At 63.5% G+C, this 22,621-nt stretch carries 23 protein-coding genes and 1 other RNA gene; 21 read left to right on the top strand and 3 right to left on the bottom strand.

What is annotated here, in order from left to right; genetic code table 11:
* The first annotated feature begins 3 nt into the window (after window positions 1-3).
* Genes EII42_RS02315 through serA form a run of 6 tightly spaced genes read left to right on the top strand, consistent with a single transcriptional unit; the run spans window position 4 to window position 5,995 of the window.
* Window positions 4-1,518, top strand: coding sequence for an ABC transporter substrate-binding protein (locus EII42_RS02315; RefSeq protein ID WP_125170502.1), 1,515 nt, complete (start codon window positions 4-6; stop codon window positions 1,516-1,518).
* A gap of 1 nt (window position 1,519) precedes the next feature.
* Window positions 1,520-2,467, top strand: a complete 948-nt coding sequence (locus EII42_RS02310; RefSeq protein WP_125170501.1) for an ABC transporter permease — start codon at window positions 1,520-1,522, stop codon at window positions 2,465-2,467.
* Window positions 2,464-3,273, top strand: coding sequence for an ABC transporter permease (locus tag EII42_RS02305; RefSeq protein WP_125170500.1), 810 nt, complete (start codon window positions 2,464-2,466; stop codon window positions 3,271-3,273). Before EII42_RS02310 ends, EII42_RS02305 begins: the two co-directional genes overlap by 4 nt.
* Window positions 3,270-4,025, top strand: a complete 756-nt coding sequence (locus EII42_RS02300; protein ID WP_125170499.1) for an ABC transporter ATP-binding protein — start codon at window positions 3,270-3,272, stop codon at window positions 4,023-4,025. The genes EII42_RS02305 and EII42_RS02300 overlap by 4 nt, the downstream gene beginning before the upstream one ends.
* Window positions 4,022-4,753 (top strand): ABC transporter ATP-binding protein, encoded by a 732-nt coding sequence (locus EII42_RS02295; protein ID WP_125170498.1) that lies wholly within the window; start codon window positions 4,022-4,024, stop codon window positions 4,751-4,753. Before EII42_RS02300 ends, EII42_RS02295 begins: the two co-directional genes overlap by 4 nt.
* Before the next feature lie 15 nt (window positions 4,754-4,768).
* On the top strand, window positions 4,769-5,995 hold the full coding sequence (serA, locus tag EII42_RS02290) for a phosphoglycerate dehydrogenase (protein WP_125170497.1): 1,227 nt from the start codon (window positions 4,769-4,771) through the stop codon (window positions 5,993-5,995).
* Window positions 5,996-5,998: 3 nt separating this feature from the next.
* Here the strand turns inward: serA and EII42_RS02285 are convergent, their stop codons facing one another.
* Window positions 5,999-6,784: an inositol monophosphatase family protein gene (locus EII42_RS02285; RefSeq protein ID WP_125170496.1), complete on the bottom strand. Its 786-nt coding sequence runs from the start codon at window positions 6,782-6,784 to the stop codon at window positions 5,999-6,001.
* A 23-nt stretch (window positions 6,785-6,807) separates the two neighbouring features.
* Between EII42_RS02285 and prfB the strand changes: the two genes are divergently transcribed.
* From prfB to ssrA, 6 genes are all read left to right on the top strand, one after another.
* Window positions 6,808-7,956 (top strand): peptide chain release factor 2, encoded by a 1,149-nt coding sequence (gene prfB / locus EII42_RS02280; protein ID WP_125170629.1) that lies wholly within the window; start codon window positions 6,808-6,810, stop codon window positions 7,954-7,956.
* A gap of 95 nt (window positions 7,957-8,051) precedes the next feature.
* Window positions 8,052-8,738: a cell division ATP-binding protein FtsE gene (gene ftsE / locus EII42_RS02275; protein ID WP_125170495.1), complete on the top strand. Its 687-nt coding sequence runs from the start codon at window positions 8,052-8,054 to the stop codon at window positions 8,736-8,738.
* Window positions 8,739-8,749: 11 nt separating this feature from the next.
* The gene (gene ftsX, locus EII42_RS02270) at window positions 8,750-9,652 is read left to right on the top strand and encodes a permease-like cell division protein FtsX (RefSeq protein ID WP_233558243.1); all 903 of its coding nucleotides are present in this window, start codon (window positions 8,750-8,752) and stop codon (window positions 9,650-9,652) included.
* A 14-nt stretch (window positions 9,653-9,666) separates the two neighbouring features.
* Window positions 9,667-11,160, top strand: coding sequence for a M23 family metallopeptidase (locus tag EII42_RS02265; protein WP_125170493.1), 1,494 nt, complete (start codon window positions 9,667-9,669; stop codon window positions 11,158-11,160).
* An 83-nt stretch (window positions 11,161-11,243) separates the two neighbouring features.
* Complete coding sequence (smpB, locus tag EII42_RS02260) at window positions 11,244-11,723, top strand: SsrA-binding protein SmpB (RefSeq protein ID WP_125170492.1); 480 nt, start codon at window positions 11,244-11,246, stop codon at window positions 11,721-11,723.
* Window positions 11,724-11,753: 30 nt separating this feature from the next.
* Window positions 11,754-12,120: a transfer-messenger RNA gene (gene ssrA, locus EII42_RS02255) on the top strand.
* Between the two features lie 422 nt (window positions 12,121-12,542).
* Here ssrA and EII42_RS02250 read toward each other — a convergent pair.
* Together EII42_RS02250 and EII42_RS02245 are read right to left on the bottom strand one after the other, a co-directional pair.
* Entirely contained in the window at window positions 12,543-12,902 is a 360-nt protein-coding gene (locus tag EII42_RS02250) for a DUF5655 domain-containing protein (RefSeq protein WP_125170491.1), read from the bottom strand.
* A 111-nt stretch (window positions 12,903-13,013) separates the two neighbouring features.
* Entirely contained in the window at window positions 13,014-13,430 is a 417-nt protein-coding gene (locus tag EII42_RS02245) for a hypothetical protein (RefSeq protein ID WP_125170490.1), read from the bottom strand.
* Window positions 13,431-13,523: 93 nt separating this feature from the next.
* Between EII42_RS02245 and EII42_RS02240 the strand changes: the two genes are divergently transcribed.
* From EII42_RS02240 to hpf, 9 genes are all read left to right on the top strand, one after another.
* Window positions 13,524-14,087, top strand: a complete 564-nt coding sequence (locus tag EII42_RS02240) for a YqgE/AlgH family protein (protein WP_125170489.1) — start codon at window positions 13,524-13,526, stop codon at window positions 14,085-14,087.
* 85 nt (window positions 14,088-14,172) lie between these two features.
* Window positions 14,173-14,841, top strand: a complete 669-nt coding sequence (locus tag EII42_RS02235) for a hypothetical protein (RefSeq protein ID WP_125170488.1) — start codon at window positions 14,173-14,175, stop codon at window positions 14,839-14,841.
* Window positions 14,838-16,520: a hypothetical protein gene (locus EII42_RS02230; RefSeq protein ID WP_125170487.1), complete on the top strand. Its 1,683-nt coding sequence runs from the start codon at window positions 14,838-14,840 to the stop codon at window positions 16,518-16,520. Before EII42_RS02235 ends, EII42_RS02230 begins: the two co-directional genes overlap by 4 nt.
* Window positions 16,517-17,269 carry a hypothetical protein gene (locus EII42_RS02225; RefSeq protein WP_125170486.1) on the top strand — a complete coding sequence of 251 codons (753 nt, stop codon included), beginning with the start codon at window positions 16,517-16,519 and terminating at the stop codon, window positions 17,267-17,269. The genes EII42_RS02230 and EII42_RS02225 overlap by 4 nt, the downstream gene beginning before the upstream one ends.
* A 64-nt stretch (window positions 17,270-17,333) precedes the next feature.
* Window positions 17,334-18,020: an MtrAB system response regulator MtrA gene (gene mtrA / locus EII42_RS02220; protein WP_255416230.1), complete on the top strand. Its 687-nt coding sequence runs from the start codon at window positions 17,334-17,336 to the stop codon at window positions 18,018-18,020.
* Between the two features lie 2 nt (window positions 18,021-18,022).
* On the top strand, window positions 18,023-19,540 hold the full coding sequence (gene mtrB, locus EII42_RS02215; RefSeq protein ID WP_125170485.1) for an MtrAB system histidine kinase MtrB: 1,518 nt from the start codon (window positions 18,023-18,025) through the stop codon (window positions 19,538-19,540).
* Entirely contained in the window at window positions 19,537-21,207 is a 1,671-nt protein-coding gene (locus tag EII42_RS02210) for a GerMN domain-containing protein (RefSeq protein ID WP_125170484.1), read from the top strand. Before mtrB ends, EII42_RS02210 begins: the two co-directional genes overlap by 4 nt.
* A 46-nt stretch (window positions 21,208-21,253) precedes the next feature.
* The gene (locus EII42_RS02205; RefSeq protein ID WP_125170483.1) at window positions 21,254-21,871 is read left to right on the top strand and encodes a ComF family protein; all 618 of its coding nucleotides are present in this window, start codon (window positions 21,254-21,256) and stop codon (window positions 21,869-21,871) included.
* A 119-nt stretch (window positions 21,872-21,990) separates the two neighbouring features.
* Window positions 21,991-22,590 carry a ribosome hibernation-promoting factor, HPF/YfiA family gene (hpf, locus tag EII42_RS02200; RefSeq protein WP_125170482.1) on the top strand — a complete coding sequence of 200 codons (600 nt, stop codon included), beginning with the start codon at window positions 21,991-21,993 and terminating at the stop codon, window positions 22,588-22,590.
* The last annotated feature ends 31 nt before the right edge of the window (window positions 22,591-22,621 follow it).

Here is a 22,621-nt window from a genome sequence, read left to right as displayed (position 1 = left end):
ACTATGCGGTTCAAACGCGTCATTCAAGCTGCCGCCGTGGCGGTCAGCGCACTGCTGGCGGTGTCCTGCTCGTCGGCGGGTACAAGTGAGGGGGGTGCGGTTCAGGAGAACAAGGTCCTGCAGATCGGCGCCACTGCGGAGCCCGCGGGCCTGGACATGATTGCGGTGGATGGGGCGGGAACCCCGTTCGTTCTGCTGTTCAACGTCTACGAAACCCTGGTTCGCCTGGACGAGCACCGTACTCCGAAACCGCTGCTCGCCACCGATTGGCAGATCTCCGACGATCGGCTCACCTACACCTTCAACCTAGACAGCGCGGCGAAGTTCTCCGACGGCACCCCGGTCAACGCGCAGGCCGTAGTGCACAGTTTCCAGCGCATCCTCGACGGAGACGCCAAGAAGCAGGTGCTCGGCAACTTCGCGCCGCTCAAAGCCGTCCGAGCGAAGGGCGACTACACCGTCGAGCTTCAACTGAAGCAGCCGTCGAACCAGTTTCTGCTGACGCTCGCCGACGCGGGCGGCATCATCGTCAACCCGGCCGTGGACAAGGACTCCCTCAACGAGAAGCCGGCCGGGTCGGGTCCATATCTGTTCGACGCGTGGGAGCCCGGCGAATACGTTCGCCTGAAGCTCAACCCCAACTACTGGGGCACCAATCCGCACTTTCAAGAAGTGAACTTCCGCTACTACGCCGACCCGAACGCAATGAACACGGCGATGCTCTCCGGTCAGTTGGACATCATCTCCAACCTGACCGTGCCGCAGGCCGTCGGCCAGTTCTCCGACGGCTCCAAGTACACGGTGCTGGAGGGCGTCACCGACGGCGAAGTGCTGCTCAGCTACAACCACCGGAACGAGGCACTCGCCAAGCGCGAGGTCCGTCAGGCGCTCAACTTCGCTGTTGATCGGAAGCTCGTGATGGAGAGCGCGTGGGCCGGCAAAGGCGAGTTGATCGGCTCTATGGTGCCGCCGAATGCTCCGTGGTACGAGGATCTCAACGGGGTCTACCCGCACGACCCGACGAAGGCGCGGGAGTTGCTCGCCGCCGCGGGCTACGAATCAGGGCTTACGCTCCGTCTGCGGGTGCCCACCCTGCCCTATGCGCCGCCCGCGGCGCGCTCGATCCAGTCGCAGCTGAGCGAGGTTGGTGTCAAGGTGGAGATCGAGGAACTGGAGTTCAGTCGTTGGCTGGACCTCGTTTACAGCCAACACGACTACGACATGACAATCGTCGCCCACGTCGAGCCCTATGACCTCAAGATGTACTCGCGCGCCGAGAACTATATGGGCTATGTCAAGCCGGAGTTCGATGAGCTCGTGAAGTCCGCCGACGCGGGCAGCGCAGAGGAGTTCGTCACGAAGCAGCGTGCAGCGGCCCGGGTGCTCACCGAGGATGCGGCCAGCAACTGGCTGTTCCTGCTGCCCAATATCATCATCACTCAGTCCGACATCGTGGGCGTCACCAAGGACCAGACCTCGCTCGCCTTCGACGTGACGAAGATCGCATCTGCCAGGTGAGATGAAACGGCTGGCATATCGCCTGGCATGGCTCGTCGGCAGCCTGCTGCTGGCCTCCCTGCTGATCTTCTGGGCCACCAATGCCCTGCCGGGCGATATCGCCAATGTCCTCCTGGGACACAACGCCACTCCGCAGGAAGTGGCCGCGCTCAGGGAGAAGTTAGGGTTGAACCGTCCCTTTCTCGTTCGCTATTTCGAATGGCTTGGGGGAGCCCTCAGCGGGGACTTCGGCAAGTCCTACATCTCCGGTAGATCGGTTACCGGCCTGATCCTGCCCAGGTTGGAGGTCTCGGTCTGGCTCGCGGCGCTGGCTACGCTCGGCTCGCTCCTCGTGGCCCTGCCTGTCGGCGCTTTCGCGGCGCTGCGCCGTCGCCACCTGGACGGTCTGGCGGTTTCCGCGCTGTCCCAGGTGGGTCTCGCTGTACCCGCTTTCTGGGCCGGCATCTGGCTGGTCGTGTTGTTCTCGGTTCAACTGGGCTGGCTGCCCGCCGGAGGATACGTACCGTACCAGGAATCGCTGGCGCAATGGGCACGGCACATGGTTCTGCCCGTCGCCTCGCTGGCAATAGTGCAGGCCAGCGTCCTCAGCCGGTATGTGCGCAGCGCGGTGATAGATGTCATGCATACCGACTACTTCCGCACCGCGCGCGCGGTGGGTTGGAGCCGAGTAGGCGCGCTATGGCGGCACGGGCTGCGCAACATCTCCATATCGCTCATCACGGTTCTGGGTCTGCAGGTGGCCACGCTGTTGGTTGGCGCGATCATCATCGAGCAGGTCTTCGCGCTGCCCGGGCTGGGCTCCCGCCTGCTCTTGGCTGTCACGCAGCGTGACCTGTCGGTCGTGCAGGGCATTGTTTTGTTGCTGGTCTGGGCAGTGTTGGTGGTCAACTTCCTCGTCGACGTCGCCTACCGTTTCCTGGACCCTCGATTGAAGAAGGTTACGAAATGAGACGCCCTTCGCTGCTCGCCGGCGCTCTCCTTGTCGGCCTGGTTCTGGTGGTGGCCATCGTCGGCCTGCTGTGGACTCCGTTCAGCCCGACGGGCAATGGCCCTGTGCGGCTCGCCGGGCCAGGCTGGCCGCACGTGCTGGGTACCGATGCGTTCGGCACCGATGTCCTGTCCAGACTCATGGCAGGCGCGAAGCTGGTGGTGCTGGTGGGGGTACTCAGCGTGCTTGGCGCTGCGATCATCGGGGTGCCGGTTGGCTTGGCCACGGCCATGTTGCCCCGCTGGCTGGGGGAGATCCCAGCGCGGCTGAGCGACATTCTGTACGGCTTTCCGGCGCTGCTGCTGGCGATCTTGTTCGCTGCTGCGCTGGGGGGCTCGACGTGGACCGCGGTGCTGGCCATCGGCATCGCCTCCATTCCCGCTTTCGTGCGGGTGGCCCGGGCTGCGAGCCTCGAAGTGCTGAATCAGCCTTTCGTTGAGGCCGCGGAGTTGATGGGAATCAACCGGCTGACCATCGCTTGGCGGCACGTGCTGCCCAACATCTGGCCGGTAGTGCTTGTGCAGGCCTCGGTCAGTTTCGGGCTCGCCATTCTTGCCGAAGCCGGACTGTCTTACCTCGGCCTGGGCAGCGGCCCAGACGAGCCCACGTGGGGCAGGATGCTGCGCGAAGCCCAGGACCACATATTCTCGACCCCGCTGCTCGCCCTCTGGCCGGGGTTTGCGGTTGCGCTGGCCACCATGGGGTTCAACCTGCTGGGCGACGGGCTGCGCGACGTCCTGGACCCGCGGTTGAGGGAGCGCGCATGAGCCTCGTGGTGCAGAACCTGACGATCAAGTTTGCGGACACCACCGTCGTTGATGATGTGAGCTTCGCTGTGGGCGATGGCGAGCGCCTGGGCATCATCGGCGCCTCCGGGTCGGGGAAATCGGTGACGGCGCTGGCCGTGGCCGGGCTGTTATCCGAGACCGCCCGAATCTCGGGAAGCATTCGCTTGGACGGCCAGGAACTCGTCGGGATGCGCGAGAAGCATTGGCGGAAGCTGCGCGGCAACAGGTTCTCCATGGTCTTCCAAGAACCCATGACCGCCCTCGACCCGACGATGCCCGTCGGCCGGCAGATCGCGGAAACCATTGGCCTGCACTCGCGGCGCACCGGCAAACGCCGGAGCGTGGAGGCGGAGCTGGAGCGGGTTGGTATCTCCGATCCGAGACGAGTGGCTGACTCCTTCCCGCATGAACTCTCCGGCGGGCAGCGCCAGCGTGCGCTGATCGCCATGGCCATCGTCAACCAGCCGGATCTAGTGATCTGCGATGAGCCGACGACCGCGCTCGATGTTCTTGTGCAGCGGCAGATCCTCGACCTTCTCGACGAGGTGCTTGTGGGGCGATCTGCGCTGTTCATCACGCACGACCTGGCGGTGGTGCGGCAGGTGTGTCCGCGAGCGATCGTGATGCAGTCGGGGCGGATCGTGGAGGAGGGCCTGGTGGACCAGCTGATCAACCAGCCGCGGCATGACTACACGCGGGCGCTGGTCACAGCGGCGAAGGGGGAACTGTGAGCCTGATCGAGGTTGTCGAGGGTGCGGTGACCTACCGCAGCCGGGGACGGAGCGTCGTGGCGTTGTCCGGGGTGAACTTGAGCATCTCTCCCGGGGAACGGGTCGGGGTCATCGGTGGCTCCGGATCCGGCAAGACCACGCTGGCTAGACTGATGCTGGGACTCGTGCAGCCTACGGCGGGCCAAGTATTCTGGAAAGGCCGCCCGCTGGGGGAGAGCCTCGCGGAACTCAGGCGCAGCGCCTCGCTGATCTACCAGGATCCCAACTCTTCCCTGAACCCCCGAATGCGCGTGGGCAGCATTGTCGCGGAGCCGCTGCACGGCACCGTTCCGGCGGGCGCCGTGGCGGAGGCGCTCGGAGCGGTTGGGCTTGACCCAACGCTCGCCCGCCGATTCCCGCATCAGCTCTCCGGAGGGCAGCGGCAGCGGGTTGCGATAGCGCGTGGGCTGATCGCTGGCCCCGAACTGGTCGTGGCCGACGAGCCGGTGTCCGCACTGGATGTGCTCGTGCGTGCTCAGGTGCTTCGAGTGCTTCGCGACGTGGTTTCAGCCCGTCAGGTGGCCCTCGCGATGATCAGCCATGACCTGACGATCGTTAGACAAATTTGTACACGCGTCGTGGTGCTGAATCGCGGCGAAATCGTGGAGGATGCCCCACTTGCCGAAGTGTTCGAGAGCCCGCAGCATCCCTATACCAAGCAGCTGTTGGCGGCCGCCGTATCCCTCTGACGGACAGTTTTGGCCGTGCCGCGTCGAACGCGACTACCATTCGCCAGTGTGAAGGCACTGCTACTCGAAAACATCCATTCCGAGGCTGAGCGCGTATTGTCCGCGCGGGGCTTCGAAGTAGAGACTCGCGCCACCGCGTTGTCCCCGGAAGAGTTGACGGAAGCCCTGTCGGGGGTCAACTATCTGGGTATTCGCTCCACGACGGATGTCCCGGCCGAGGTGCTCGACTCCTCGCCCGAGCTGCGTGCGATCGGGGCCTTCTGCATCGGAACCAACCAGATTGATCTGGCAGCCGCCTCACGCAATGGGGTCGCTGTCTTCAACGCGCCCTACTCGAACACCCGCTCCGTCGTCGAGCTGGCCATCGCGGAGGTGATCTCCCTGTCACGGGGCCTCACCGAGAAGAACTGCAACATGCACGCCGGGCTCTGGGACAAGTCTGCGGTCGGATCGCACGAGGTCCGCGGTCGCACGCTCGGCATCATCGGCTACGGCAATATCGGTTCCCAGCTGTCCGTGCTCGCCGAAGCGCTCGGCATGCGGGTACTGTTCTTCGACATTGCCGACCGCCTACCGCTGGGCAACGCGCGGCGTTGCGACACGCTCGTCGAGCTGCTGGGGGAGTCCGACATCGTGAGCCTGCACGTGGATGGCCGCGCCGAGAACGCAGGCTTCTTCGGGGCGAACGAGTTCGCCGCGATGCGCCCGAAGTCGCACTTCATCAACCTATGCCGGGGCCATGTCGTCGATCATGAGGCATTGCACGACGTGCTGGCCTCGGGACACCTGGCGGGTGCAGCCATCGACGTGTTCCCCAGCGAGCCCAAGAAACGAGATGACAACTTCGGCTCGGTGCTTCAGCACATGCCCAACGTGATCCTGACCCCGCACGTGGGCGGCTCCACGTTGGAGGCGCAGGAGGATATCGGCCGCTACGTCGCTGGTAAGCTCGCTGACTACGACGCGCTGGGCTCGACATCGATGTCGGTGAACCTGCCGGACATCCCGACAGGCTCGTTCAAGGCCAGGCGGATCGTGCATCTGCACCACAACGTTCCGGGTGTGATGGCGGGCCTGAACCGCATTCTGGCCAACAGTGATCTGAACATTGGCGCCCAGTCGCTGGCCACGCGGGGCCAGATCGGCTACGCCATCACGGATGTGGAGGGTGCGCCGGAGGAGGGCATGCTCGAACAGCTGCGCTCCCTCGACGGCACGATCCGGGTGCGGGTGCTCCCGTGAGGCTCAAACCTTTAGGTGGCTGAGCACCTCGTCGTGGAGTATCCGGTTGGTGGCGAGCGCGCCCCGACCGGACACTCCGTCAACGCCATCCAGGTTGCTGAACCTGCCCCCGGCCTCTCGCACGATGATGTCCAGAGCCGCCATGTCGTACAGCTCCAGATCTGGCTCGGTTGCGATGTCGACCGCGCCTTCGGCCACGAGCATGTAGCTCCAGAAGTCGCCGTAGGCTCGTGTGCGCCAGGCGGCGCGCAGCAGGTTGACGAATCCCTGTCCGCGAGGCGAGTTGACCCAGCCGTCCAGGGAAGAGTAGGAAACTGACGCATCGGAGATGCTGGAGACCTTCGAGACGTGCATCTGGCTGGCGTTCAAGATGCTCTTCCCGGTGAACGCGCCGGAGCCCTTGCTGGCCCACCAACGTCTGCCCAGAGCGGGGGCACTCACCACGGAAGCGACGATCTCGCCCTCGGCCTCCAACGCGATCAGGGTCGCCCAGACCGGGACGCCGCGGAGGTAGTTTGCGGTGCCATCTATGGGATCCACGATCCAGCGGCGGGACACGTCGCCCGCGGAGCCCAACTCCTCCCCGTGGATTCCATCGCGCGGCCTGACTCTGGAGAGGGAGCGGCGGATGGACTCCTCGACGGCGGTGTCCGTCTCCGTGACGGGCGTGCGGTCCGGTTTTGAGCTGACCTGTAGATCTTGGGCCTTGAACCGGCTCATGGCAAGGGAGTCGGCGTCATTCGCCAGGACGTGAGCGAGCCGGAGATCGTCGTTGAAGGAGCCAACCATGGCTTCAAGGCTAGTGGATGGAAATGCAATCTGGCGGTTGGCGGGTAGAATGGCTGACCGTGGCACACGAAGATCTCGTCTCGCGTATTCAGGAACTCGCTCACTCGTTGGAGTCGATCGAGGCTGTGGCCGATCTACCGAAACTGAGGGAGGAGATCGCAGTTCTTCAGGAGGAGGCAGTTGCCCCCGACCTGTGGGAGAACCAGGAAAACGCCCAGCGGGTCACTTCGATGCTGTCCGCCAAGAACTCCGAGCTGGAGCGGTTGGAAGGGTTGCGCGGGCGGCTGGACGATGCCGGCGTCATGCTCGAACTGGCGGCGGAAGAGGCTGACGTGGATACCGCGGAAGAGGTTCGGGTGGAGCTGGGCCGGCTGGCTAAGGAGATCGAGGCGCTGGAGGTGCGCACCCTGCTCTCCGGGGAATACGACCCGCGTGACGCGCTGGTGACCATCCGGGCCGAAGCTGGGGGCGTGGACGCGGCTGATTTCGCCGAGATGCTGATGCGCATGTACCTGCGCTGGGCGGACCGGCACGGCTACGCGGTCGAGATCTACGACACCTCCTACGCCGAGGAGGCTGGGCTCAAGTCCGCCACCTTTGCGGTGAAGGCTCCCTTCGCCTACGGGACCCTGTCCGTTGAGCAGGGTACGCACCGGTTGGTGCGGATCTCGCCCTTCGACAATCAGGGCCGCCGTCAGACCTCCTTCGCGGGAGTGGAGGTGTTGCCGGTCACTGAGGAAACTGACCACATCGACATCCCGGAGTCAGACATTCGGGTGGATGTCTTCCGCTCATCCGGGCCGGGCGGGCAGTCGGTGAACACGACGGACTCCGCGGTGCGCATCACGCACCTGCCGACGGGATTGGTGGTCAGCTGCCAGAACGAGAAGTCGCAGATCCAGAACAAGGCGGCGGCGCTTCGCGTGTTGCAATCGCGTCTGCTGGAGCGCGCTCGGCAGGAGCGCGAAGCCGAGATGAATGCCTTGAAGGGCGACGGCGGCAACTCGTGGGGCGCTCAGATGCGGTCCTACGTTATGAACCCGTACCAGATGGTCAAGGATCTGCGCACCGAGCACGAGGTCGGCAACCCGGCTGCCGTTTTCGACGGGGAGATTGACGACTTCATCGACGCGGGCATTCGCTGGCGCAAGAAGAGCGAAACCGGCGCCTGACGGCGTGTCATTGGCCATAGCTTGGTCTGGGCGCATAGACTCAGGTCGACTAAGCTGAGATTCTCTCAGTTTTTCCTAGTGGTCGGAGATTGTGCGTGATCAAGTTCGAGAACGTCACCAAGTTCTATCCAGACCAGCCCGTGGCTGCGCTGAAGAACATCAACTTGGAGATTGACAAAGGCGAGTTCGTCTTCCTGGTGGGCCAGTCAGGTTCCGGCAAGTCGACCTTCCTGCGCCTGATCCTCCGGGAACTCAAGCCGACCTCTGGCAACCTGTACGTGGCGGGAAAGAACCTGACGACGATGAACCAGTGGAAGGTGCCGCAGTTGCGCCGCCAGATGGGCATGGTGTTTCAGGACTTCCGCCTGTTGCCGGGCAAGACCGTGTACGAGAATGTCGCGTTCGCGCTCCAGGTGATCGGCAAGTCCAGCAGGCACATCGCCCGCATCGTCCCGGAGACGCTCGAACTGGTGGGCCTCGCGGGCAAGGCGGACCGTGCGGGGGAGGAGCTTTCTGGTGGTGAGCAGCAGCGGGTAGCCATCGCGCGGGCTTTCGTCAACCGGCCGAAGATCCTCATCGCCGACGAACCCACGGGCAATCTCGACCCGGAGACCAGCGTCGGGATCATGAAACTGCTGGACCGAATCAACCGCACGGAAACCACCGTGCTCATGGCCACCCATGATGCCTCTATCGTCGACCAGATGCGCCGACGAGTGCTTGAGCTGCGCGACGGCGAACTCGTTCGCGACCAGTCCAAGGGCATCTACGGAAACGCATAGGAGAACAGCATATGAGGCACACTCTTCGTGAGACTTGGTCCGGTCTGCGGCGCAATTTTGCGATGACGATTGCGGTTATCGTGACCGTCGGAGTCTCGCTGACGCTGTTCGGAGTCGGTCTGCTCACCGACGCTCAGGTGAAGAAAGTCCGCGGAAACTGGTACGACAAGATTGAGGTCTCGGTTTTCCTCTGCACCGATTTCACTAAGGGCGGTAACTGCGAACCCGATCAGGGGGTTACCGACGCCCAGCGGGACAACATTCGCAAGACGCTGGAAGCGAACCCGGAAGTGGCCGAGGTGATGTACGAATCTAAGGCAGAGGCGTACGAGCAGTTCAAGAAGATTTACGCCGACTCGCCACTTCTGGCGTCGCGCACGGAGGAGCAGATGCAGGACTCGTTCCGCATCAAACTCGTCAACCCGGAGAATTATCAGGGCGTCGTCAGCGAGGCCAAAGGACTGCAAGGCGTCAACAGCGTGCAGGACCTGGAAAGCCTACTGAAGCCGCTGTTCACGACTGTCTCCGCCGTCCAGTGGGCCACCATCGCGCTGTCCGTCTTTCTGTTGCTGGCGGCGGCGCTGCAAATCGGTAACACGATTCGCGTGGCGGCTTTCACCCGACGGCGGGAGATCGGGATCATGCGGCTGGTGGGAGCATCGAACCTCTACATCCTCCTGCCCTTCTTGTTGGAGTCCTTGGTTGCCGGCGTCATCGGCATCCTGATTGCTTGTTCGGTGCTGGCCTTGGGCTACTACTTCATCATCGCTCAGACAGTCCAACCCTTAATCACAGCTTTAGCCTGGATTGGGTGGTCCGAGGTTCTTGGTGCAATGCTGATCCTGGCAGCAGTAGGGGTGACACTAGCCATCGTGCCAACCCTCATAGCTACGCGAAAGTACGTACAAATCTGAGGAAAGGAAGCAGCGTGAGCAGAGAACTTCCCCTCCGGCGCATGGTCGCCGGCATCCGCTCCACGCTGGCCGCTCTCTTGGCGGGGGCCGTCATCGCGACGGCCCCCCTGGCCACCGCTGATGATCTCGATGATGAGCGCAAGCGGGTGGATCAAGAACTAGGGCAGTTGGACGACCAGCAGAAGGAACTGCAAGACCAGGTAGCGCAGCAGCGGCAGGAGGTTGCCGAGGCGAACCAGCGCAACATACAGGCTGTGGACGCCCTGAAGAAGGCGCAGGAGAAGCTGTCCCGAGCCGAGGAGAACCTGCGTTCGGCAGAACGCCAGGAGCGTGAGGCGCGCGAACTCGACGACCAGCGGGCGCGAGAGCTCTCGCAGGCCGAGGATGAGCTGCGCGTCGCTCGAGAGGAACTCAACAAGGCGGTGCAGGCCTACAACGACTTGTCGCGCAGGATCGATCAGGAAGTCAGCCTGATCACGCAGCAGAACGGGCCGCTGATGAACTTCGCACTGCTGCTCACCGAGACGGACGCGGCCGAACTCAACTACACGGCCCAGATGGGGGCCACGCTGTTCGATCTGTCCGCTCAGGAACTCGACGAAGCCGAGCGGCTTCGCTTCCGGATGGAGGAAGCCGAGCGTGCCGCCACCGAAGCGGAGGACGCAGCACGGACGGCAAAGAGCGCGGCCGAGGAACAGCTCAAGAAGCGGCAAGCGGCCACGCGTAAGGCTGACTCTCTGCGCCGAGAGGTGTCCGCTTTGGTGAGCGAGAAGGACCAAGCAGCGAAGCTCGCGGCCGATGCCCTGGCCGACGAGGAAGCCAACGCCCGAGCGATGGAGGACGAGCAGGCCGCGGTGGCTGAGCGGATCAAGTCCCGGATGGCCCGGGCGGATGAGCTCGACCAGCAGATTCAGGAGCGAAACCGCAAGCGAGAAGAGGAGCGCAAGGCTCGAGAGGCTGCGGCCAAGAAGGCCGCCGAGGAGGAGGCCGCGCGCAAGGCAGCAGAGGCAGAGAAACGGAGCAAAGCCGAGCGAGCCAAGACAAACCCTGAACACGCCAAGGCTCCCGCGCCAGCAAAACCGGCGGCTCCCGTTGCCGCACCGGCTCCCAGTTCCGCCCTGTTGCGCCCTGTCAACGGCAGGCTGACCTCGCCGTTCGGCATGCGCAGGCACCCGGTCACCGGGATCGTCAAGCTGCACGACGGCACGGACTTCGGCGCTTCCTGCGGAACCCCGATCCGCGCGGCCGCAGACGGCGTGGTGGCGGAGAAGTACTTCAACCGTGGTTACGGGAACAGGTTGATGATCGACCACGGGCGGATCCAGGGCAAGTTCATCACAACCGGATACAACCACGCGACGCACTACACGGTCGACAAGGGCGAACACGTTGAGCGTGGCCAGGTGATCGGCTACGTGGGGTCAACGGGCTACTCGACGGGTTGCCATCTCCACCTGATGGTCTGGGAGAACGGCGGCGTCGTCGACCCGATGAGACGCTGGTTCTGATCGAGGATCCTACGGGTAGGGGGCGGCCAGGGTCGCCCCCTCTCGCTTTCCTCGCTGTTTCGAGCATCTGCCATACTGGAGCAATGCCCAAGGAAACCGGCCGGACGATGATCGCGCAGAACAAGAAGGCCCGTCACGATTACGAGATCGGAGAGACGTTTGAAGCCGGTCTTGTGCTGACCGGGACCGAGGTCAAGACGCTGCGGAAGGGGCGGGCGACCATAGCCGATGCCTACGCGACGATCGACGGCGGGGAGGCCTGGCTGATCAACGCCAACATTCCGGAATACGAGTTCGGCTCTTGGCGGGGCAGCCACTCCGCGCGCCGCACCCGCAAGTTGCTGCTCAACAAAAAGGAGATCGCGAAGTTGGCTCGGGCCATCGAGTCTCCCGGCACGACGATCGTTCCGCTGGCCCTCTACTTCAAGGACGGCTACGCGAAGGCGCAGATCGCGCTGGCGACGGGTAAGAAGGACTGGGACAAGCGTCGCGCGATCAAGGAGCGGGAGCTGGACAGGGAGGCCCGGCGGGCCCTCGCCCAGCGCAACCGGTACCGGCACTGAGTTTGCTACACTGGTGAGCACAACTCAACAGGGGGTGATCGGTTTCGACTTGGGACGGTAGTCGCAAGAGAAGCGGGCCGAGGAACCATGCTTATCTCGTTAACGCGCATGGGAACAAATAAGTGCCAAGAACAATCGCACTGACTTCGCTCTCGCTGCCTGATCAGCGATCGAAGGGTCAGCCCGGACATGCCTTCGGTCCGGTGCCTGGCCTCGTCTAGAGGGCTTGCTGCTTGACCTGTGTATCAGGGGTTGGGCAGGACGCTACTGATACTGGGCCTGTTGGTGACGCGCTCATGCGAGCGCCAGGGCCAAGAACACGTCTTCATGAGCTGCGCCCGGAGAAGACTGGCTTCGCCGCTTAAGGACGCGGGTTCGATTCCCGCCGCCTCCACCCCGTGCACAAGGCTCGAACCTTGCCATCGTCGATGGTTTCGGTTCGGGCCTTGCTGTTGTTTTGGGCCCAGGTGAGGGCGTTGGGGTTGGTCTAGGGGCCGAGGAGCATGTCGATGTGGCGGTTGGTGGTACGGCCGAGTTCGTCGGTCTCGGCGGTCACGAGCCGGGCGAACTCGTGAAGCCTTCAAGTTTGATGCTGCATCTGCTTGAATTCGAGGGGATGCAGTCATGCCGAAGGCGACTGATGAGAAAACCTGTGAACGGCGCATTGGGCACACGATGCTCGTCGCAAAATTGGCGACCACCACAACGCGACCCTGCACAATCTTGCCAACAAGCTGATCGGCGAGGCCGGGTGGGTCTATGCCGCACTCATCGTCGACGTGTACTCCTGGTGGATCGTGGCCTGGCTCTCCCCGGAGATCACTGGGTGGAGAACTCGAAACCCTTGCCGATCAAGGCACGCAGCCACCGGCTCTTCGCCATCTGCAGCGACTTGACCTCAACGTGATGGTTCCATCGATTGGGGCTGACCTGAGTGACCTTGTGGATGTTCTTGTCGTCCTCCCGGCGGTCCAAGGCCACATTGAAATACAGCGTGCCGTCCGCGGTCTTCTCGTAGGCCCACATCCAGAGGAACTTCCGGTTGACGGCATAGCTGACCTGCGAACGGAACTCTCTCTCGACTTCACCCAGGCTCATGACGTACTCATCAATAGCCTGGTAGAAGGAATCGGTCTTCGGCTTGCCGGAGAAGTCACTGGTCATCTTGTTGCTCGGCATGGTTGTTCCTTCCTGAGGGGAGGGCCATCGGTGGCTGGCGATCTCGTACCCGACAGCAACTCAGCACAGTCTGCACAGTAGGTCCTGGGCGGAAGCTCCCTGAGCCGTTCGCTAACGGGGGCGCACCACCAAGGCTGACTCGGGAACCGGCGCGAACGCGATCCCCTCCGACCCTCGCTTCCTGGGAAGCTGCTCCCAGATCAGAGTGAGCCCGGGGATAGCGCCCAGCTGGGCGAAGGCGTTGTCCGCGGCGTCGGAAATCCCGTCGGCAACATCCTCCCCTCCGGAAGTCAGCGCAAGAGTCACGCGGTTAGCGGCCAGCCCGTACAGGTCGGCGCGCCACCCCCCGGAGCCACGGATACCCGCCGAGTCCCGGGCGAGGGTGGAGAGCCAGCGGGCGGCGCTCAATCTGGCGATCTCCGCTGTCTTCCCGTCCAGGTGCAGCAGGAGCGTCGCTGGGGTGCCGTCGTTGCCGGGTGGCCGCGACCACAGCCAGTCGTAGTCCACTTGATATGGGTTAGAGTCCATGATCCACCTTCCAGCGTCAGCGTATCCCGAACGCAGTTCGCCCGGGCGGTGTGGTTGCGCTATGCATGCGGTGGGTGCGGGTAGGGTTGAAGCATGATGAGGCTCGGACCGTTGGCAACAGGGCAGCTCGTGATAGCGGCTCAGCCCGGCGGCAGCGGCTACTTCGAGCGGACTGTCGTGCTGTTGCTGGACCACTGCCCGGAGTCCACCATCGGAGTGGTGCTTAACAAGCCTACGGATCGGGAGTTGCCTTGGCAGGTCAAGCAGTGGGAAGGGCTGCTTGCCCCGCCGGGAGTGTTGTTTGAAGGAGGCCCAGTGATGGAGGGATCAGCGGTGCTACTCGGCCAGCTGGCCCATCCCCACTTCAACCCGCCTGGTTTCCGAACTGTTTTCGACGATGTTGGAATGATCGACATGGATGCTCCCGAGGAGTTGATGCGCGGTGCGTTCGCCCAGGTGAGACTGTTCATGAGCCTTTCCGGGTGGGCCCCCGGTCAGCTGGCGAGTGAGCTGCTGGGGGGCGGGTGGTTCCGGGCGAAAGCCCGCGCTGAAGAGGTTTTCGGCACGCCCGACGACCTTTGGCGTAGAACGCTGCGTCGCGTTGGCGGAACCGTCGGCAGATGGTCTACATGGTCGGCCAATCCGACACTCAACTGAAAATCGCCCCGTTTATCCCAAAGTTGACCCTGGAACGTGGTTGACTAGCCGGGAGCCCCAGAAGGAAGAAAGGGCCTATTCGAAGGTGTACGAAGATGAGCTTCTCGCTCCTCCCGGTATGGAGGAGCAGGACGAGTTTGCTGAGGCTGGTGGCCTGTGGCGGCTTTCTCACGGCTTCACCGATTCCCGCCATGTTGTGCGTATCTGGGTCGAGAGAGACTCTGGAGCGGTGCACAAGGTGAAGCTGTCGCAGCGGTGGCGAGACCGGCTGAGCGGGCGTTCGCTTTCAGACGCTTTCTTGGAAGCGTACTTCGTGGCTTATATCACCTGCGATGTGATGCCGAAACTCCCGGAGAGCTATGTTCCCAGGCACAGCGAGGAGTTTCGTGGCACCATCGACGACGTCCAGGAGCGCATCTCTGCCGTGCTGGACCGAATTGATGAGCTTGATGCCCGAGCTCCGGAGAACGTTCGCTGGGGGGATTTCAGAGGAGAGCCTCAGGGAGCCACCGTTCGTGGCGTCGCCGTCTGGCTGAGTCCGGCTGGTATCGCCGAACGAATCGAGTTTGACCGGCGTTGGCTGCTCAACGCCACGGACGCCGAGATCACGGATAGCGTTCAACAAGCGCACAAGATCGCATATGACCACTTCGTTCCGCCCACCTATGTGCCGGGCGAACGGGAGGAGCTCGTGGCCGAGCTTGAGTTCCTACAGGCAACCGCTCAATCGCTGATGACGGAAGGGATCGCATGAGTGACAACCGCAAGCCAAACGTGTTCGTTGATCACGACCCAGACGAACTGGAACCGAGCCTGAACTACAAGAAGCTGGCGAGGCGGGCCGAGAAGGACCGAAAGTTGGGGCGTGCCACGCCGGTGGTCGGCGGAGGAGTACCCACGACCGCCGGGATGGTCCCGGCCGCAGGCATGGCTGGCCTCGGCGGAGCCGCTGTGGCCTCCGCGGCCACCACGCGCGAGGAGGTGCACTTCACCGACGATCAACTGGTCGCTGGGCAGCCCTCGCCCGAGAATGAGGACGACCCGTGGGGGATCAACCAAGGTCTCGACGATGTGCCCGCACCCGAGGATGACCGCGATAAGCGGGCTGGGGTGAGTCGCTCGGGCACCCGTGGCTCTGATCGCGGTGAAACACAGGGTGGTATGCCACTAACTTCCCTGGGTATCGGGGCCGGTGCGACAGCCGGGGCCGGCGGCTTTGGCGCTGCCACAACTGGGATGGGCGGCTCCAGCATGGGACCGCAGATTGGCCTGCCCGTCGGCGTGGGTCAAGGATCGATGGGCGGTGCCATGGGGGGCATGGGCGTTCCGGTCCCGGGAGCATTCGGCGGTCTGGGCGGCCCGGTGAGCGCGAACACGATCGCCATGCTCCAAGCCCAGAAATCCAGCGGCGCGTTCTTCGCCCCCATGTCGACGGGGGTGATGGCTGCTGGCGCAGACATGCGGACGCTCAGTTCTTCGGAACTCAACCAGCGATTCGAGGAAGAGGGGATCAACGTCACCGACGAGTACATCCTTGGCCCTGATGGTCGAATGCATGCCAACCCGTACTATCGACCGCCAAGCATGTACGCGATGGGTGGGGAATCGGTTCGCCCAGGCATGGAGATCGGCGGTCCCGGCAACCAAGGGCCCGGCGGTGGCATCACCGTAGCGCCGCCGCCTCCGCAGCCGAGAAGAAGCGACCACGACAGGGTCGGCGACTCGGACTCCGGCTCCAGAGGCTCCGAGGTGGGTGGCTCAGGCAGCCAGTGGGGAGCGCCGCTTCCCCCCAGCTCTCCAGGCGCTGCGGGTTCCGGTGGAGCGGTCGCGCCGGCTCGGCCGGCCGCCCCTGGGGCAGGGGCGTCCTATTCGGGGCGGTTCAATTCCGCACCGGGACGTTCTGCAGCCGCAAACGACCGGGGGGGATCCTCGCCGGACCGCTTCCGAGGTTCGACCTCCGACGCGGCCGAGCGGGCAGCTCGGGATGCTGCGGCCAAGGCTGCGGAGATCAATGCTCGTTACGGCGTCACCCGCTTCGAGCAGGTGGTGGCTGGTGGGGCAGCAGCTGCTGCTGCCGCCGGGGCGTTGGCGGCAGCAGCAGCGGGAGCAGCAGCCGTCAGCGGGGGCGACTACAGCGGCTACACTGTCAACACATCCGAACTGCGCAGCGAGGCCGACGGTTGGCGCTCCATCGGGGAAGAGCATGGCGCCTTGGCAGGCAGCTACTCGAATATGCCGGATCCAGGGAGCATGTTCAGTGTCTTGACGGGCCTGATCGCCCCGTACACGACCGCGGCCCGGGAAATCATGAGTGGGGTCGCCGCTCGGGGGGATTTCGCCTCGGATGTGGCCTTGAGGCTCAGGGCGAGCGCCGCCGCCTACGACCGGCAAGAAGACCTTGGTGCATCCATTTCAGAAGGAGTTGGAAAGTGACGCTTGGCAAGAAGTCTCAGCAACTGTTGCAGGAATGCGTTGGGCTTGTCGCGCAGGCGAGTGCCAGTGATCTGATCGAAATCAACCGCATCTCCATGCTCGCCGACAGCACCGGGCAAGAGCTGGTTTCTCCGGCAACCTGTTCCGGGCTGGCCCGGCGAGTGCATCAGGCGGCCGCAGCGGCCGCGGGTAGCTTGGCTGCTATCCAAGCGGTACTCGACTGGTTTTCCACCGCTGAACAGGATGCGGCACAGCTGCGTAGCGCAGGAGAGGCTTGGCAGGCAGCCGGGGCTACCTGCAAGTCGTTGCAGAACGATTCCGAGAGTCAGTACGCCAGAGGGCGGGGCAACAGCTGGTCAGGGGCGAGCAAAGAAGGCTGGGATGCTCGTACCCGAAAGCTGATCGACAGTTGCGCGGCCAGTAGCGGATTGCCAGAACAGTTGGGCAACGCGATCCAGCGAGCCCTGCAGATCCTGACCGTAATGGACTCGGCGATCCTGGCTAAGATGGAGAAGGCTCGGGGTACCTGCCATGTTTCCGCGATGCGACCCATCGCGGCGACGCCGGCCACCTTCGCAGTGGCACGGCGAACCGCAGAGGTGGCCGCTGCTTTGCAGCAGTGCGCGGCCGAGTTGACCGCCTACCGGGCCGGTGGTGAGTGGCGAGGTTTGGAAGCGAACGTCGGCGGCACTTTCAGGTCTTTGGCAGGGGTGGCAAGCAGCGCTAGGAGCGCGCTGGTTGGAGCGTGATGCTAACGATCTGGTCCCGAAGGCTTCCTCCGACAGTTAGGATGTAGGGCGTTAGGAGGTCGAGGTGCCTGAAGCCAGAAAGATCCTGATCGTCGACGATGATGCAGCGCTTGCGGAGATGCTGCAGTTGGTGCTGCGGCATGAGGGCTTCGACACCGTGTGCGCGGGTAGCGGGGATGCTGCGCTCAGGGAGTTCTCCGTCAGCAAACCTGATCTGGTCTTGCTGGATCTCATGTTGCCTGGTGTAGACGGGGTATCGGTGTGTCGGCAACTTCGTCAACAGTCGGGCGTACCAATCATCATGTTGACGGCGAAGTCTGACACCGTTGACGTGGTTGCGGGGCTGGAGGCAGGGGCCGACGACTATGTGGCGAAGCCCTTCAAGAAGAAGGAATTAATTGCCCGGATTCGTACCCGGCTGAGAAGGGTAGCTGATGAGGGGAAGGATGTTTACCGGATCGGGGACCTTACCATCTCGGTTTCCGCCCACTCGGTCAAGCGTGGTAATCAATCGCTGAACCTTACTCCACTGGAGTTCGAGTTGCTGCTGGCTTTGGCGAAACGCCCGAACCAGGTGATGCGACGAGAAGAACTGTTGGAAGCGGTGTGGGGATATCAGAACTCGGCCGACACGCGTCTGGTCAACGTGCACGTCCAGAGGCTACGAGCCAAGATCGAGAAGGATCCTGAACGGCCAGAGATTGTGATAACTGTCCGTGGCGTCGGCTATCGGGCTGGTGAGACGCGTTAGCCATGCGAAAGCGTTGGCACTCGTCGCTGCGGCTGCGTGTGTTGGCCACCACCATCGCCGCCAGTCTGCTGTTGCTTGGTCTGACTGGCGTCATCCTTATGCGGTTGGCGGCGAGCAGCATCGTCGAGGCTAAGCGGCAATCAGCGGTCAACGAGGCGCTCGGCGCACACTCGTTCATGCAGCAGCGGCTCAGAGGCGCGGAACTACGCTCGCTGGCGGTCAGCGAGGCGCTGGACCGTCTCGCGGATGAGACCGGTGCTCAAACCAGCCAGTTTCGGCTGGTGATCCAGGCACCGACATCAACGCTGGTTTCGGCGGGTATGGCCTCCGAATCCGTCCCCAGAGTGCTGCAGGACAGGATCGCTGAGCGGGAGGGGTTGTTTATCACCCCGACGCTTATCCGGGTGGTCTCACCGGTCCCATCTGAGGAACCCGGGTTGGCGATAGGCACGACATTAACCACAGTGGGCGGCGAGCGGGTCCCCATTTACTATCTGTTTCCGATGAGCTCGGAGCAGCAAGTGCTCGACTTCATCTGCTACGCGGTCATAATCACCTTTGTGCTGCTGGCTGCAGGCCTCACCCTGATCGTCTATCTGGCCGGCTGGCAGGCTGTCGAACCCATGCGCAGGGCGAGTGCTACCGCGCTCAGGCTGGCGAGCGGCGACCTGGATGAGCGCCTCCCCGTCAAGGGGGCTGACGAGGTGGCCACCCTTGCTGATTCGATGAACAAGATGGCTGGCGAGCTTCAGTCGAGGATCAGTCAGCTGGAGAGCCTCTCCGCGGTACAGCGGCGCTTCGTTTCTGATGTTTCACATGAGCTGCGCACCCCCCTGACCACGATAAGGATGGCCTCCGAGATGCTCTTCGAGAGTCGCGATGAGGCCGACCCCGTCGCACGCCGATCAATCGAGTTGCTGGCCAGTGAAATCGATCGGTTCGAGGTGCTGTTGAGCGATTTGCTGGAGATCTCGCGCTTCGACGCGGGCGCTGCCGTGGCCAACTACGACGACATCGACTTCGCCGAGTTGGTCACCGACGAGGTTGCGGCCCACCGCCCGCTGGCATCCAGACAGGGAGTCGAGCTGCGGTTGGAGATCCGCTCCAAGGACACGCATGCGGAACTGGACGGCAGGCGCATCCGCCGTGTGCTGCGCAACCTGCTGAGCAACGCGATCGACCACGGGGCCGGGCATCCGGTGGACATCACGGTGGCCGCCGACGAAGCCACGGTTGCCGTCGTAGTGCGGGACTACGGAGTGGGATTCGAACCGTCACTTGCAGCGCGATTGTTCGACCGCTTCTGGCGGGCTGACCCGTCACGCACCCGGGTGGTGGGTGGCACCGGGCTCGGACTGTCGATCGCGATGGAGGATACCAAGCTGCACCGCGGCACTCTGACAGCATGGGGCCGCCCGTGGAAGGGCGCGCAGTTCCGGCTGACGCTTCCCCGAGGGCCGGAAAACAAGGTTCTGGTTTCACCTCTTCCCGTTGCTCCGATTGAGAGGAGTGGGGCGTGAAGCGCCTGCTGTGTCTTGTGCTGTTTCTGGTGGGCTGCACCACCATCGCCACGGAAGGCCCGGTCGAGGAGATCTCGGTGCCTGCGGATCAACCGGGAATCGAAATCGCCCCACAACCCCCGCAACCCGATGACTCGCAGGCGCGGATCGTCGAAGGCTTCTTGCTGGCTATCGCCGATCCGGATTCGGACTTCTCAGTGGCGCAGACTTACCTGACGGCGGATGCGGCCAACAGGTGGAGCCCCACCGAGGAACTAACCGTATACGCAGGCAACCTGGTCGAGAGTGAAGATGGGATAACGGCCAACGGGCAAGTGGTTGGGCGGGTGAACAGGCAGGGGCACTTTCAACCCGCAACGGACCGCCTGGAGCATAACTTTGGCGTCGTCGAGGAAGCTGGTCAATGGCGAATCAGCAACCCGCCTGAGCAGGTCTTGATCACCCAATACCTGTTCGAGCGCTACTACGCACCCATCACCATCTACTTCGCGGACAGCGCTGGGCAGAACTTGGTGCCGGACTTCCGGGTAGTGCCGGAAACCAGACGCACTCCGGAAAGTGTTGTTCGCAGACTGTTTCAGGGGCCGAGCCCGCGGTTGAAACCGATCGTTTATGACCCAATGCCCGCCACGGTACGGCTGGCGAGGGAGGGAGCGAGCATCGACGAACTGGGCACGGTTACGGTCGATTTCGCCGGGCTGGACATCGGGATGGCGATGGAACAGCGCCGCCTGTTGGGGGCCCAACTCCTGTGGAGCATGGCGGCGGTGCCGAGAGTCACCGGGCTGCGCGTGCACAGCGACGGTTGGCCCTTTCACCTGCCCGGCCAGAACGCTAGCGGAGTGTTGACGCTGGATACCCTGCACAGCTACCAGGTGCTGTCCCACGTTCCTGCGGGGGAACTGCTGGCCGTGCGCGAAGGCGTGGTCGGGTACATCAGTGAGGCGGATGAGTTCCGGCCGATGGGATTGAACAGTTCAGCCGCGGAGGTCGCGGTTTCCATCGACCAGCGGAAGATTTGCGTGGTGAACGCGGGGCGCTCGACGATGGTGCTGGGCGAGCGAGACCAGCAGCTGGATCCGGTAAGCCCCGAACTGACGGGTTTGCGGGAGACGCAGTGGGCCGGGGGTAAGCTGTACGGCCTGGGTGAGGACGCCCGAGGCCATACGCGGCTGTTCCGAGTTTCCCAAGAGCGGGAATTGGAGTTGTTACGGATGGAATATCCGGAAGATCAGCGCATCCGCAGCTTTTCCATCAACCAAGCCGGAGGATGGGTTGCGGTTTTGCCCACCGGGGATGACGCGGGCCTTGTGATGGCGACTCTGAACGCGGGCGAGCTGCGGGGATGGCAGCGCATGCCGGTCTATCTGCCTAGCGGCGAAGAGGTGACCCAACTTCGCGATGTTCGCTGGACCTCAGATTCCACACTGGTGGTGCTGGGACAGGTGGGGGACACCCAGGCTGTGTTTTCACTGCGTGCAGACGGCACTGAGGTGCGGGAGCTGGGCCGGTTTACGGAGCATGTCGGGAGCGTGACCGCGTTACCGCGGGCGGGCGGAGGGCCGGTTGCTGCCCGGTTGCGCAACGGGACGGTGTTGAAGCACGTCCCGCCAAACCGATGGGTTTCCACCGAAATAGAGGCGTCGTCGATCACCTACGCCGGTTGACTGTGGAGAAGTGCAGGTTTCTGGTATTGAGGTCCGTGAATGGGGCATGCGAATTGTTGATGCCTGTGCCGATCTGCTGCTCGGAGCAACATGTCCCGGCTGCAATCGGGCCTACTGGGGGCTGTGCCCGCAGTGCTTAGTCCAGCTGGATCAAACCCCGCAACTGGTGCGGCGTGCGCACCTCACCGTTGCGGCGGCCGCCAACTACCGGCCGATCCTGGCACGCACCATCCCTTCCTACAAGGATGACGGGGCGCTGCATCTGGAATCGGTTCTAAGCGGGCTCCTGGCGCGGGCGGTCGCGTCTCTGGCGCCACCACCGCATGCCGTGCTCGTTCCGGTGCCTTCGCTGAAAGCCGCGGTCAGGCGCCGTGGGCTGGATCACGCGGCGAGGCTGGCGGGCAAAGCCGCGCGGCTAACTGGCCTGCGGATGCAGCCGGCGCTGACCCGCGCTCCGGCGGGCTTGGACCAGCAAGGACTGGGCCGGGCCGCGAGGAGGGTGAATGTGGCGGGCTCAATGCGAGCGAAATTGCCTCGGGGGCCGGTCATTTTGGTAGACGATATCGTCACCACCGGAGCCACGCTCATCGAAGCTGAGCGCGCTCTGAGGAAGGTGAAGGCAACTGTGCTTGCCGCAGCCGTTATTGCGAATGCGGACGAATGAAAAGCGACAGGTGGCTGCGAAGGTTTGTCTCGAAGCGGTAACGTTGAGTCATGGAGAGCCGCGGAACTTCAGCAGCCAGCTGATCACTGCGGTTCTGTGCTTTCTAGCTAGGAGGAGCCATGGACATCGTTGTCACTGGACGTCACTGCACCATCAACCCTGAAACGCGTGAAACGATTGCCGAGCGACTGGCAAGCGTTGAGCGTTTGAGGGACCGGGTCATCCGAGCCGAGGTCGAGTTCCTCGCCCGAGAGGCCACCAAGGACCCGGAGGATGCGATGGTGGTGCAAATCACCCTCAGGAGCCGTGGGCCCGTGGTGAGGGCCGAAGGACGTTCCTCCGACAAGATGCTCGCCTTCGAGACGGCGCTCGATCGTCTCAAGACACAGCTGCGCAAGGCAGCTGATCGTCGCAAGACCCACCGCGGGCTGCGCTCTAGCTTGGCGGAACTGCCTACTCTTGAAGCGGAGGCGCCCGAAGAAGAAGCCGTGCCCACGCACGAGATCGCTGGCATGGTCGTGACGGGGGACGGACCGCTCGTGGTGCGGGAGAAAGTTTTTACTGCAACGCCTCTCACCCTCGCTCAGGCCCTCGACGAGATGGAACTCGTCGGGCACGATTTCTTCCTGTATCAGGATGCGGTGACTGGCCGGCCCTCGGTGGTCTACCGGCGTAAGGCATACAACTACGGCGTGATTCACCTGGACGTCGCCGAGTAGCGTCCGCAGCACGAGAGCCTGGAAGGCGCGC

It is taken from the genome of Tessaracoccus sp. OH4464_COT-324, from assembly GCF_003932855.1.
Lineage (GTDB): Bacteria > Actinomycetota > Actinomycetes > Propionibacteriales > Propionibacteriaceae > Arachnia.
The sequence above is the reverse complement of the archived record's forward strand: the minus strand, read 5'-3'. Positions and strand labels throughout refer to the sequence as shown.

Excerpts from the sequence above, each read along its gene's own strand:
- hpf (WP_125170482.1), top strand. The coding sequence starts at position 21,991 with ATGGACATCGTTGTCACTGGACGTCACTGCACCATCAACCCTGAAACG.
- EII42_RS02250 (WP_125170491.1), bottom strand. The coding sequence starts at position 12,902 with ATGCCGAGCAACAAGATGACCAGTGACTTCTCCGGCAAGCCGAAGACC.
- EII42_RS02285 (WP_125170496.1), bottom strand. The coding sequence starts at position 6,784 with ATGGTTGGCTCCTTCAACGACGATCTCCGGCTCGCTCACGTCCTGGCG.
- ftsX (WP_233558243.1), top strand. The coding sequence starts at position 8,750 with ATGAGGCACACTCTTCGTGAGACTTGGTCCGGTCTGCGGCGCAATTTT.
- EII42_RS02240 (WP_125170489.1), top strand. The coding sequence starts at position 13,524 with ATGATGAGGCTCGGACCGTTGGCAACAGGGCAGCTCGTGATAGCGGCT.
- EII42_RS02305 (WP_125170500.1), top strand. The coding sequence starts at position 2,464 with ATGAGACGCCCTTCGCTGCTCGCCGGCGCTCTCCTTGTCGGCCTGGTT.
- mtrB (WP_125170485.1), top strand. The coding sequence starts at position 18,023 with ATGCGAAAGCGTTGGCACTCGTCGCTGCGGCTGCGTGTGTTGGCCACC.
- EII42_RS02245 (WP_125170490.1), bottom strand. The coding sequence starts at position 13,430 with ATGGACTCTAACCCATATCAAGTGGACTACGACTGGCTGTGGTCGCGG.
- EII42_RS02315 (WP_125170502.1), top strand. The coding sequence starts at position 4 with ATGCGGTTCAAACGCGTCATTCAAGCTGCCGCCGTGGCGGTCAGCGCA.
- EII42_RS02300 (WP_125170499.1), top strand. The coding sequence starts at position 3,270 with ATGAGCCTCGTGGTGCAGAACCTGACGATCAAGTTTGCGGACACCACC.
- EII42_RS02230 (WP_125170487.1), top strand. The coding sequence starts at position 14,838 with ATGAGTGACAACCGCAAGCCAAACGTGTTCGTTGATCACGACCCAGAC.
- smpB (WP_125170492.1), top strand. The coding sequence starts at position 11,244 with ATGCCCAAGGAAACCGGCCGGACGATGATCGCGCAGAACAAGAAGGCC.
- EII42_RS02205 (WP_125170483.1), top strand. The coding sequence starts at position 21,254 with ATGCGAATTGTTGATGCCTGTGCCGATCTGCTGCTCGGAGCAACATGT.
- prfB (WP_125170629.1), top strand. The coding sequence starts at position 6,808 with ATGCAATCTGGCGGTTGGCGGGTAGAATGGCTGACCGTGGCACACGAA.
- EII42_RS02310 (WP_125170501.1), top strand. The coding sequence starts at position 1,520 with ATGAAACGGCTGGCATATCGCCTGGCATGGCTCGTCGGCAGCCTGCTG.